The organism is Streptomyces roseicoloratus (assembly GCF_004117935.1).
GTDB lineage: Bacteria > Actinomycetota > Actinomycetes > Streptomycetales > Streptomycetaceae > Streptomyces > Streptomyces roseicoloratus.
The window spans coordinates 32519-44638 of record NZ_SDOY01000123.1; the positions used below are offsets into that span (position 1 = coordinate 32519).

Sequence of the window (12120 nt, forward strand, 5' to 3'; positions counted from 1 at the left end):
CGGCACACATGGCAGGGATCAGCCGAACGCGCACGGCGGGGGTCAGCCGAACACGCACGACCGGGTCAGCCGAACGCGCACGACCGGCTCAGCCGAACTGGATCGAGCGCTTCGCCAGGCCCATCCAGAAGCCGTCGATCACGCTCCGCTCCCGGTCCAGGTCGCCGGCGGCGTCCGCCGCGCCCATGGTGACGAACAGCGGGGCGAAGTGCTCGGTGCGCGGGTGGGCGAGCCGGCCGGCGGGCGACGCGTGCTCGAAGTCGAGCAGCGCGTCGACGTCCCGCGCGGCGAGCGCCTCGTGCCCCCAGGCGTCGAATTCGGCCGACCAGCCCGGAACGCCGCCGCCGGTGTGCCGCAGGGCGGCCAGGTTGTGGGTGAAGAAGCCGCTGCCCACGATCAGCACGCCCTCGTCGCGGAGCGGGGCCAGCTTGCGGCCGATGTCCATCAGCCGGCGCGGGTCGAGGGTGGGCATGGAGATCTGCAGGACCGGAATGTCGGCCCCCGGGAACATCTCCACCAGCGGCACGTACGCGCCGTGGTCCAGGCCCCGGTCGGGGATGTCCTGCACCGGCGCGCCGGGCGCACGGAGCAGCTTGCGGACGGACTCGGCGAGCTCGGGCGCTCCGGGCGCCCCGTACCGCACGCGGTAGTAGTGCTCGGGGAAGCCCCAGAAGTCGTAGACGAGCGGGACGGTCTCGGTGGCGCCGAGGGCGAGCGGGGCCTCCTCCCAGTGGGCGGAGACCATGAGGATCGCGGTGGGGCGGGGCAGGTCCGCGGACCAGGCGGCGAGCTCGCCGGGCCAGACCGGGTCGTCGGCGAGCGGCGGCGCGCCGTGGGAGAGGTAGAGGGCCGGCATCCGCGTGGGGGCGGGGTTCGGTTCGAGCGTGGCGTGCATGACGTCCGCCTCCCGTTCAGAGTTCCTTGAACTTTCAAGCTTGAAGTCAGTCTAGACCCGATCTAGTTCAACTTTCAAGGACTGGTCGTACGATGGCCCCATGAACGAACCCCGCTGGCTCAGCGACGAGGAACAGCGCACCTGGCGCTCCTACCTCCACGCCACCACCCTCCTGGAGGACCATCTCGACCGCCAGCTGCAGCGCGACGCCGGGATGCCGCACATCTACTACGGGCTGCTCGTCCAGCTCGCCCAGGCACCGCGGCGCCGGATGCGCATGACGGAGCTGGCCAAGGACGCGAAGATCACCCGCTCCCGGCTCTCGCACGCGATCGCGCGGCTCGAGAAGAACGGCTGGGTGGCACGCGAGGAATGCGCCTCCGACAAGCGCGGCCAGTTCGCCACACTGACGGACGAGGGCTACGAGGTGTTGCGCCGCACCGCGCCCGGCCATGTCGAGGCCGTGCGGCAGGCGCTCTTCGACCGGCTCACGCCGGAGCAGGTCGAGCAGCTCGGCGCGATCATGCGGGCGGTCGCCGAAGGCCTCCAGCCCACGGACCCGAACGCGGACCTGCCCTGGCTCCGCTGAAGCCCGGACGATCGGAGATCGCGTGATCGGAGATCGCGTGATCGTCGCATGATCGGAGATCGGGCGTTCAGTGGAACCAGGGCAGGGTGCGCCGGGTGGTCTGCGGTTGCGGTTGTCAGTGAGCGGTTGTCAGTGAGCGGTTGCCGGTGAGCAGTCGTCACCGGGCTGTTCACCAGTGAGGGGCCGTCACCGGGCGGCTTACCGGTGAGCGGTCGTCACCGGCGGTCGCCCGGGGGCGTCGGGTCGTCGTCAGTGGGCGACGACCGGGATCCTCACCTCGTCCTCGACGCCCGCGCCGGCGTCCGAACCGGCCACCGGACCGGCTCCCGGCTTCCCGGTGTTGATCAGGGCGAAGGCGATCGCGGCCGAAGCGACCAGGATGCCGACCGCCCACCAGATCGCGGCCGTGTAGCCCTCGACCATGCCCTGGAGCTGGAGCAGCTTCTGCGCCGCCGGGGTGGTGGCGCCCGCCGCGTGGCCCGTGAGGTACGCGGTGGTCGCCGAGGCGGCGATGGTGTTGAGCAGGGCCGTACCGATGGCGCCGCCGACCTGCTGCGAGGTGTTGACCATCGCGGAGGCCACACCGGAGTCACGCGGGTCCACGCCGTGCGTGGCGAGCGACATGGCCGGCATGAAGGCCGTACCCATGCCGAGGCCGAGCAGCAGCTGCGCGGGCAGGATCAGGCCCGCGTACGAGGAACCGATCTCCAGCTGCGTCAGCAGCAGCATGCCGACGCCGGCGGTCAGGAAGCCCGGGCCCATCAGGAGGCGCGGCGCGACCCGGGTCATCAGCCGGGTGCCGATCTGGGTGGAGCCGACGATCATGCCCGTGATCATGGGCAGGAAGGCGAAGCCCGTCTTGACCGGCGAGTAGCCCTTCACGATCTGGAGGTAGTAGGTCAGGAAGAGGAACAGGCCGAACATCGCGATGATCGCGAGGCCGAGCGAGAGGTAGACACCGCCGCGGTTGCGGTCGGTCAACACGCGCAGCGGCAGCAGCGGGGACTTCACCCGGGCCTCGGTGAGGACGAACGCGCCGAGGAGCACGACCGAGCCGATGAACATGCCGATCGTCACCGGGTCGGACCAGCCCTGGGACTCGGCACGGGTGAAGCCGTAGACCAGGGCGACCAGACCGAGGGTGGACAGGACGACGCCGGGTATGTCGAGCGGCGAGCGGTTGCGGCCGCCGGACGGCTCACGGATCACGAAGTAGGCACCGGCCGCGGCGACGATCGCGAACGGGATGTTGACGAAGAAGGTCCAGCGCCAGTTCAGGTACTCGGTGAGGAAGCCGCCGAGGATCAGACCCACGGCGCCACCGCCACCGGCGATCGCACCGTAGATGCCGAAGGCCTTGGCGCGCTCCTTGGCGTCGGTGAACATCACCGCGAGCAGCGACAGGGCGGCGGGCGCGAGCAGCGCACCGAACGCACCCTGGAGGGCACGGGCACCGAGCATCATCGCCTCGCCGGTGGCGGCGCCGCCGAGCGCGGAGGCCGCGGCGAAACCGATCAGACCGACGACGAAGGCGCGCTTGCGGCCCCACAGGTCGGCGATGCGTCCGCCGAAGAGCAACAGACCGCCGAAGGCGAGCGCGTACGCGGTGATGACCCACTGCCGGTTGCCGTCGGATATGCCCAGGTCCTGTTGGGCGGTCGGCAGGGCGATGTTCACGATGGTCGCGTCGAGCACGACCATCAACTGGGCCAGGGCGATGAAGCCCAGGGCTTTCCAGCGACTCGGGTCGGCCGTCGCCGACGGGGAGGACGCGGTGATTTTTGACATGGGGGTAGCCACCTCTTGGCGCAAAGGGTGAAAAAGGGCTCTGGGTGAGCCGGCGGTAGTACGGGAAGTCAGGAGAAGGACGGAGGCGAGGCTCCGGTCACGAGGCCCGGGTCGATTCAGGCGGTTCGAGCGATGCGGGCGATTCGTTCGATCAGTGGGTCACGAGGTGCACCCGGACTCTCTCCTCAGGCCCTCCAGGGTTGCGGCGTAGCCGGGCAGCTCGGAGCGCGCGGGCGCTTCGAGACCGTCCAGGAGCACCTGCAGATGACGGTGGACGAACCGGTCCATGCTCGGGCAGGCGGTGCCGGGCAGCGGCCGGGTCAGCTGGGAGACCGCGATCATCAGGTCACCGGCGCCGACGTCGGCCCGCATCCGGCCGGCGGTCTGCGCCCGCTCCACGAGCTCCTGGACGGCCTCCTCCAGGCGCGAACGCTCGGCCAGCAGGTCCGGGTGGTTCTTGTCGAAGTCGCCGTCGAGCATCGGGCACAGGGCACCGACCCGCTCGTCGGCGGCGGCGTGGGTGAAGCGGCGAACGGCCTCGAAGGGGTCGCTCTCCTGCTCGGCGGCCTCGACGGCGCGCTCGGTTATGCGGGCCGTCAGGGAAAGGACGACCTCGCGGACGAGATCGTCGCGCTCCGGGAAGTTGCGGTAGAGCGTCGCGTTGCCCACCCCGGCGCGGCGCGCTATCTCGTCGAGCGGCACCTGCGCGCCGGACTCCACGAACATCTCGCGGGCGGCCGTGACGATCCGCTCGCGGTTGCGCACCGCGTCCGCCCGCGGGCGGGACACGCGGCGCACGGGCGCGACACCGGCGATGCTGCTGCTGCTCACGGCCGTACCTCCCAGATCCACCTGAGTCATGAAAGACGGAGTCCCATCCGCCGGAACGGCCGTCCGCCGGAGAGTCACCCGTCCGAAGCCATCCGGGGAGCAAGTCCCCATTTCATCGAACACAGGCGTAAACGGGGAACGGATCCCCGGTTATTTCCCGCTTCGACTGTGACCTGGGTCACATGGTTGATGGAGGGGCGCTCGTGGGCCGTCCCACGGGGCTGCTGCGCGGTCCGGCCCCTTCGGTTACGCGGTCCGCCCCTTGGGTTTGCGCGGTCGGTCCCTTCGTTTGCGCGGTCGCCCCTTGGGTCCGTGTGGGCCCTGCCCCATGGCTCTGTTTCGTCCGTCTGCTCCGTCTGCTCCGTCTGCCCCTCCGCTCCGTCTGCTCCGCTCCGTCTGCCCCCTCCACTCCGTCTGCTCCGTCTGCTCCGTCTGCTCCGACTGCTCCGTCTGCTCCGACTGCTCCGTCCGCCCTCGAATACCCCGGTCGGGCCACCCGGCGCGCGCACGCCGATCCGCCGCCACAGGCTGATCGCACGGCGAGATCGCACCACCGATGGCACGGCGCGATCGCACCAGCCGATCGGCACGGCCCGGTCACACGGCCCGGTCACACGGCCCGTGGCCGATCGGTACGGCGCCGTCACCGTGGCGCGGACAGAGAGGCGACCGCATGCAGGACACCCGTCGGCGCATACGCAGACCCATCGCCCTGGCCGCGGCGGCCGCCTTCGCGATCGCCGCCCTGGCGACGGCCAGCACGACCCTGCCCGGCCCGGCCCCCGCATCCGCGGGACCCGTCGCCGCCGACCCCGGGGAAGCGCCGCTGGCACCGTGCCGGATCGCCACGACGATGGGTGTGCAGATGTCGGAGGGCCTGCCCACCGCGCCCGGATACGTCCGCTCCACCGGCCGCGTACGGGCCCTCACCCTGATGATCGACTTCCCGGACGCGCCCGGACAGGGCACGGCCATGAGCCGCTTCCGCGAGTTCTTCCCGCAGACCGCCGAGTGGTTCCGCGTCAGCTCGTACGGCCGCCTCCACTACCACCCCGAGACCCCGATACCCGACTGGCTGCGGATGCCCCGGCCCTTCTCCTCGTACGGGGTCGAGCGCGGCTCCCCGTACGAACCGGGCTACCGCGGGCTCGTCGAGGACATCGTGAAGGCCGCCGACGCCCGGGTGGACTTCAGCTCGTACGACCTGCTCAACGTCCTGGTCACCCCGAACGCCGGGCCCTCGGCACTCGACACCGTCCTGTCCGTGACCTTCTCCGGCAACGAGGACGCCCCGTACGCGGACGGCGTCCCGCTCGCCAACACGTCCTTCGTCTACAGCCGCCAGGACGACGGCTCGGGGACGTACGCCGAGACCGGCTACCGCGTCCTGCCGCACGAGAACGGCCACGTCTTCGGACTGCCCGACCTCTACACCGCCGACGGCGGCGGCACCGTCGGGCACTGGGACATCATGTCCGAGGACTGGGGCGCCAACAACGACCTGCTCGGCTGGCACAAGTGGAAGCTCGGCTGGCTCGACGACGACCAGGTCGGCTGCGCCTCCCGGACCGGCGACTTCGACTACACGCTCACCCCGCTCGCCACCGCCGGCGGCCCCAAGCTCGCGTTCGTCCCGCTCTCCGCCACCTCCGGCTACGCGATCGAGGCGCGCACCCGCGAGGGCAACGACGAGGCGGTCTGCAAGGCGGGCGTCCTCGTCTACAAGGTCGAGACGGACGTCGACACCGGGCACGGGCCGGTCACCGTCTCCGACAGCGACCACGACAGCGGCGGCTGCACCCGCCGCCCCAACGTCCACTCCGAGCTGTCCGACGCCCCGTTCGGACCGGGCGAGAGCTTCACCGACCGGACCAACGGCATCCGCGTGAGCGTCCTCGCGGAGGACCCGGTGACGGGGGGTTACCGGGTCCGCATCTCGCGGTCCTGAGGCGGGGGGCCGGCGGCGGCCAGGGCTGGCCGGGAGGGGCCGCCAGAGGTGCCAGGGGCTGCCGGGGTCGAGCCGGGGCCGGGGCCGAAGCCTGGCCCGGTGCTGGATCTGCTGCCCCCCGGAGGGGGAGCCGGAGCCTGGCCCGGAGCCTGACCTGCGGCTGGGGCTCCGTCGCGAGGGTTACTCCGCCGGCGTCGGCGACCCGGTTCCGATCCGCGCCGTGGCCTCCGTGCGCAGTTCCTGCTTGAGGACCTTCCCCGCCGCGTTGCGCGGCAGCCCGGTCTCCCGAACGAGGACGTGCGCCGGCACCTTGAAGGCGGCGAGCCGCGCGCCGACGTGTGCGCGCAGTTCGGCCGGGCCGGACGTCGCGCCCGGCCCGAGCCGGACCACGGCGGCGACCTCCTCGCCGAGGACCGGGTGCGGCACGCCGACGACGGCGGCCTCGACGACGTCCGGGTGGTCGTGGAGCACACCCTCCACCTCGACGCAGTACACGTTCTCGCCGCCCCTGACGACCATGTCCTTGAGCCGGTCGACGACCGTGACCCGGCCGTCGTCGATCCGCGCGAGGTCGCCCGTACGGAACCAGCCGTCCGCCGTGAACGCGGCCCGGGTGGCCTCCTCGTCGCCCCAGTAGCCGCGTACGAGCGACTGGCCGCGCAGCCACAGCTCGCCCACGCCTCCGGCGTCCGGCGCCTCGATCCGCACCTCGGTGACCGGGGTGGGCCGCCCGGCGCCCGCGGGATGGGCACGGTACTCGGCGCCGAAGTTGGCGAGCACGCCGCCGCAGGTCTCGGTGAGCCCGTAGCCGTTCCGCGGCTCGATCCGCTCCCCGTACACGGCGGCGAGCCGCGCCGTGATCTCGGGCGGCGCGGCCGCTCCGCCGGTGCTGAGCTGCACGAGCGAGGTCAGCGGGTCGCCGGTGCGCTCGGCGAGGTCGAGCAGCTGGAGGGCAGTGGCGGGGACGCCCGCGTAGTGGGTGACGCCGTGGACGCGGATCAGCTCCAGCGCCCTGGCCGGGTCCCACTTGCGCATGAGGACGAGCGTGCCGCCGGCCGCCATGACCGAGTAGAAGGAGGTGAAGGCGGCCGCGTGGAAGAAGGGGAAGGTGGTGAGCGACACCGGCGCCGGCCCCGTGCCCGGCCGCCGGCCGCGGCGCAGCGCGGACGCCGCGGCGAAGTAACGCGGGTTCATGGCCGCGCCCGCCTGCGCGAGGTGCGTGGCGACGGCGCCCTTGGGCCGGCCGGTGGTGCCGGAGGTGTACATGATCGTGGCGTCATGCTCCGGCAGCACCTCGACGGCGGGCGGGCCGAGGAACGGGTCGGTGTCGGGGACGTACGCCTCGAAGCCCTCGGGCAGCGCCCGAGGGGGCTGCGGGTGGTCGGGCTGCGGGTGGTCGGGCTGCCGGTGGGCCGCCTCTCCTTGGCCCGCGGTCTCTCCTTGGCCCGACGTCTCCCCGAGAACCGCCGTCTCCCTTTGCCCCGACGTCTCTCCGTGCCCCGACTCCCCCTGGCCCAGTTCACCCTGGCCCGGTTCACCCTGGCCCGGTTCACCCTGGTCCGGCTCGCTGTGGCCCGGCTCGCTGTGGAACACGATCCCTGGCACGCCGTGGGCGCGGGCCCATTCGGCGACGCGGGGGACCCGCTCGCCGTCCACGAGCAGGACGCGCGGCGCGCAGTCGTCGAGGGCGTACGCGAACTCGCCCTCGGTCCACCAGGCGTTGAGCGGTACGGCGACGAGGCCGGCGAGCTGGGCGGCCCAGAAGGCGGTGTGCCACTCGGGGTGGTTGCGCATCGCGACGACCGCCCGGTCGCCGGGGCGCAGGCCGTGCAGGTCGACGAGTCGGCGGGCGAGGCCGCAGGCGGCGTCGAAGAACGCGCGGTAGCTGGTGACGCCGTCCTCGGAGACGAGGAAGGGAAGGTCGCCGAAACCCCAGGTGGCCTCGACGAACTCGCGCAACGTCCGGGGCCCGCCCGCGTACACCCCGCCCTCGACGGCGAAGGGCGCGCCGGCTGCCGTCAGGGAGCGGACGAGCTCGGGGTCGGAGAAGGCGTCGGTCGCGGCGGGGCCGCCGGGTGAGGCACCGGGGGTTGAGGGAGCGGCGGTTGAGGGAGCGGAGAACGGCTCGGTGGGCGGCTCCGTGTCGTGCTCGGCCACGTGTACGTCCTCACTTCCCCATGCCCTAAGCGCTCGCTCAGCCGCCGAGACCCGACGCTATGCCCGCCCGCCGGGGCGGTCAAGGTGCCACCCGTCTCACCGACGGCTCACCGACGATCCCGCCACGGTCCCACTGGCGGTCCAACCGACGGCCCTACCGGCGGTCCAACCGACGGCCACACTCGACCGTCTCACTCGCACCGTCTCACTCGACCGTCTCACGTGGCCCCGCAACCGCCGGCGGCGGCTCCGCGGCGGCCCGGGGCGGTGCGACGACGACCCGCGGCGGCTCCGCGGCAGTTCGCGGCGGTTCGAGCACGACGTGCGGCGGCGCTTCGACGACGACCCGCGACGGTTCCGCCTCCGGGTCGCCCGAGGCGACGAAGAGGCCGACGCGGGCGGCGCCGACCACGCGGGGCAGCAGGAAGGTCCAGAACCGGGTGAGCGGGGCGCGCTCCAGCCAGCGCGGGTCCTGATGCCCCAAGGCCTCATGGCCCGCGGCGACCGCCACGACCGCCGCCGCCACGTCCGAGGCCGTCACGTCGGGCGCGAGCAGTCCCGCGCGCTCGGCCCGCAGCACCACGCCCTCGACCCACTCGCACCACATGCGGCGCAGGTCCCGCGACGTCCTCGTACGCTCCGGGCCGGTACTCAGGGCGAAGCCGGCCCGCAGCACCGGATCCGACCGCAACCCCTGGACCAGCTCGTGGCTGGCGTCGATCAGGGACTGCAGCGGCAGCGCCTCGCGCTCCCGGGTGATCCGTACGAGCCGGTCACCGGCCGCCGCGACGACCGCGTCGGCCAGCGCCGCCTTGCTCGGGAAGTGGAAGTGCAGGGCTCCGCTGCTGACTCCGGCCCGGGCGCTGATGGTCGCGAGCGAGGCGACCTCGAAGCCGTCCCGGTCGAAGAGCGCCGCCGCCGACTCGACAAGGGCGTTACGGGTCCGAATCGCCCGCTCCTGCTTGGCCAAGGCGCCTCCGTCACTGACCGTGTGGTGACAACGCGCACCGCTCACTTACTACCGCACTGTAACAAACCGGATGGGCGGTTTTTCAGTGAACGGCAAGAACAAAAACCGGCACAGGTCGACACCCACACCGGCTCGACACCGGCACCGGCTCGGCATCGACGCCAGGTCGACACCGACGCCAGGTCGACACCGGCAGAAGCGAGGCCTGCAGACGAGCCTACGGAGGCGAGGACCGGCCCGAGACGAGCACACCGGCACGGCGCGCACCCAGAACGGCGCACCGCGCGCCGAGTCCGGACGACACACGACGCACAGCGCCCGCAGCGCAGTACCGCCGACTCGCCTCCGCGCCGCTCACCCCCGTGCGGGCAGTCGCACCGGCAGCGCCCCGTACCCGTTGAGGAGGAAAGTCGGCAGTGGCGCCAACTCGTCGGTGGGGCAGGCCAGTTCGAGGTCCGGGAAGCGCTCGAAGAGGGCGGAGAGGGCGACGGTCGCCTCCAGCGTCGCGAGCGGCGCGCCCAGGCAGCGGTGCACTCCGTGCCCGAAGCCGAGGGTGTCGCGATCGCGGCGCAGCACGTCGAAGCGGGCGACGTCAGGCCCGTACCGCTGCGGATCGAGGCCGCCCGCCGCGAAGTTCACGAGGATCGGCTCACCCTGGGCGATCTTCACGCCGTCGAGCTCGATGTCCTCGACGGCGAAGCGCAACGGCGAGTACGCGGCCGGGCCGTGGGTGCGCAGCGTCTCGGCGACCACGTCGTCCCAGGAGGCGCGTCCGGCGCGGACGTGCGCGAGCTGCTCGGGGTGGGTGAGGAGGGCGGCGACGGCGTTGACCACGAGCGCGGCGGTGGTGTCCTGGCCTGCGGCGATCAACAGGAAGAGGGAGCCGAGGAGTTCGTTCTCGGTGAGGGCGTCGTCGCCGTCGCCGTCACGGGCGGCGATGAGCGAGGAGGTCAGGTCGTCGCCGGGCACCTCGCGGCGGGCGGCGACGAGTTCGCCGAGCAGACGGAAGGCGGTGCCGCGCGCGGCCTCCATGGTCTCGGCGGTGACGCTGGAGCTGAACACCGTGCGCAGGGCGGCGGTGAGTTCGTCACGAGCACCGCCTTCGGCGACGCCGAAGAGCTCGCAGATGACCTGGAGGGGCAGCGGTTCGGCGTATCCGGTGCGCAGTTCGGCCGGTTCGCCGGCGGCGAGGCGCTCGGTGAGACCGTCCAGGAGCGCGGCGGTGATCTCCTCGATCCGGGGGCGCAGGGCCGCGGTACGGCGGGCGGTGAAGGCCGCGGCGACCAGCCGGCGCAGCCGGGCGTGCTCGGCGCCGTACGAGAAGAGCATGTTCTCGTTGGCGACCCAGGGATAGAGGGGCCACTCGGGCGTGATCCGGCCCTCGACGAAGGCGGGCCAGTGGCGGCGGGCGTCCTTGGAGACCCGCGGGTCGACGAGGAGCCGCTCGACGTGGTCCTGGCGGACGACGGCCCAGACCCTTACCCCGCCGGGGAGTTCGACCTGGACGGCCGGTCCCTGTTCCCTGAGCGCGGCGGCCTCGCCGGCGAGGTCGCGACCGGTCACGTCGAGGGCGTACGGGCAGGTGGCGAGGGTCTCGGGGGCTCCGGGGGCGTCGGGGGTTCCGGCGGCCTCGGGGCCTGCGGCTGCCCCGGGGGCGTGGCCGGCTTCGGCAGCCTCGACTGCTGCGGCTGCCTCGGTCGCCTCAGTCGCCTGGGCAGCGGCCTCGGTCGCCTGGGCGGCTGCCTCGGTCGCCTGGGCGGCGGCCTCGGCGGCATCTCTGCCGGCGACGTCCGTGCGGTCCATGAGCGTGTTCTCCGTTTCGGTTCGGACTGCGTCTTGCGTTCCGCGCGCCCCTCCCCCCCGGCACACGCAACCGAGGAGAGTGTGACCTTCCCTCTGCCGTACGAGAAGCCGTCAGCCCGACGTCGACGCGGTCGAAGCAGTCGACGAGGTGGCAGAGGTATTAGAGGTATTGGAGGTGGCAGCGGACGTCGCCGCAGAAGCGGACGGCACCGTGGCAGCGGTCGACGCGACGCCGTCGGCCGCGGCGTCCTCGGTGCGGGCGCGCAGCGCCTCCTCGTAGGCCCGCTCGGCGCGCGGCGGCTCGAAGTCCAGACGGACGAGCACGCCGGGCACGGCGATGGCGCTGAGGAGGGTCCGCATGAGGTCGGCGACGCGGTCCACCATGTCCGCGTGCCCGGTCATGATCTTGGACAGCATCTGGACGCCGGTGAAACTGCCGGTGAACAGGGTCGCCGCGGAGGCGATGTCCACGTGCGGCAATAGCTCGCCGGCCCCCTTGGCCCCGTTGAGCACGGCGATGTTGTGGTCGATCCAGCCGCGCATCGGCACCTGGCGGTCGAGTCCGTCGTGCAGCGAGCCCTGCTCCACGGTGAGGCGGATGCTGCCGCGCACCATCGGATCGCCGACCCTCAGCAGGTGGGCGAGGACCAGCGCTTCGTCAGTGAGCTGCTGGAGGTAGAGCTCGCGCTGCGGCACCGGCGGCAGGGCGCCGACCTGTCCGGCGAGCACCTCCTGGGCGAGCTCCTCCTTGGAGGAGAAGTGGAAGTACAGGGCGCCCTTGGTCACTCCGCACTTCTTCAGGACCTCCGAGATCGTCGCCGCCTCGTAACCGACCTCGTCGAAGAGTTCGGCGGCCGCGAGCACGATCTTCTGACGTGTGCGAATGGCCCGCTCTTGTTGCGCCACTACATCCTCCGTACCTCACGGAGAAAAAAACCGCGAGGTTGGTATTCCAACGGCTCACATGGAGTGACGGTCGGCGGCCGGTCCGGACGAACACCCACCGGCATTAGGGTTGCCCCGTCGAAGACCGTTTTCTTTTACACATCCACATTTCGAGAATAAAACCACCCCACCGGTTTGACAAGGCATTGAAACAAAACCGGATGGTCCGTATCTTACCCTTGGGCAGGTCTCAG

The 12120-nt window shown here is 72.0% G+C and carries 9 protein-coding genes; 2 read left to right on the forward strand and 7 right to left on the reverse strand.

The genetic code is table 11. The annotated features are described in order from the left end of the window. Positions 1-88 precede the first annotated feature (88 nt). Positions 89-895, reverse strand: coding sequence for a dioxygenase family protein (locus ESG85_RS18250; protein ID WP_128980535.1), 807 nt, complete (start codon positions 893-895; stop codon positions 89-91). A gap of 100 nt (positions 896-995) precedes the next feature. On the opposite strand from ESG85_RS18250, the gene ESG85_RS18255 reads away from it, so the two are divergent. Then, entirely contained in the window at positions 996-1484 is a 489-nt protein-coding gene (locus ESG85_RS18255) for a MarR family winged helix-turn-helix transcriptional regulator (RefSeq protein WP_128980537.1), read from the forward strand. Between the two features lie 249 nt (positions 1485-1733). On the opposite strand, the gene ESG85_RS18260 is transcribed toward ESG85_RS18255, so the two are convergent. Then, the gene (locus tag ESG85_RS18260; RefSeq protein WP_128980539.1) at positions 1734-3272 is read right to left on the reverse strand and encodes an MFS transporter; all 1539 of its coding nucleotides are present in this window, start codon (positions 3270-3272) and stop codon (positions 1734-1736) included. A gap of 159 nt (positions 3273-3431) precedes the next feature. Beyond that, positions 3432-4133: a TetR/AcrR family transcriptional regulator gene (locus ESG85_RS18265; RefSeq protein WP_128980541.1), complete on the reverse strand. Its 702-nt coding sequence runs from the start codon at positions 4131-4133 to the stop codon at positions 3432-3434. Between the two features lie 643 nt (positions 4134-4776). Here ESG85_RS18265 and ESG85_RS18270 point away from each other — a divergent pair. Beyond that, entirely contained in the window at positions 4777-6051 is a 1275-nt protein-coding gene (locus tag ESG85_RS18270; protein ID WP_128980543.1) for a M6 family metalloprotease domain-containing protein, read from the forward strand. Positions 6052-6231: 180 nt separating this feature from the next. On the opposite strand, the gene ESG85_RS18275 is transcribed toward ESG85_RS18270, so the two are convergent. The 4 genes from ESG85_RS18275 to ESG85_RS18290 all read right to left on the reverse strand — a co-directional run bounded on the left by ESG85_RS18275 (position 6232) and on the right by ESG85_RS18290 (position 11887). Next, positions 6232-8208: a class I adenylate-forming enzyme family protein gene (locus tag ESG85_RS18275; protein ID WP_128980545.1), complete on the reverse strand. Its 1977-nt coding sequence runs from the start codon at positions 8206-8208 to the stop codon at positions 6232-6234. Positions 8209-8413: 205 nt separating this feature from the next. Next, the gene (locus ESG85_RS35955) at positions 8414-9178 is read right to left on the reverse strand and encodes a ScbR family autoregulator-binding transcription factor (protein WP_246095127.1); all 765 of its coding nucleotides are present in this window, start codon (positions 9176-9178) and stop codon (positions 8414-8416) included. A 354-nt stretch (positions 9179-9532) separates the two neighbouring features. Next, complete coding sequence (locus ESG85_RS18285; protein WP_128980547.1) at positions 9533-10981, reverse strand: cytochrome P450 family protein; 1449 nt, start codon at positions 10979-10981, stop codon at positions 9533-9535. Positions 10982-11092: 111 nt separating this feature from the next. Next, on the reverse strand, positions 11093-11887 hold the full coding sequence (locus tag ESG85_RS18290; RefSeq protein ID WP_128980549.1) for a ScbR family autoregulator-binding transcription factor: 795 nt from the start codon (positions 11885-11887) through the stop codon (positions 11093-11095). Positions 11888-12120 lie beyond the last annotated feature (233 nt).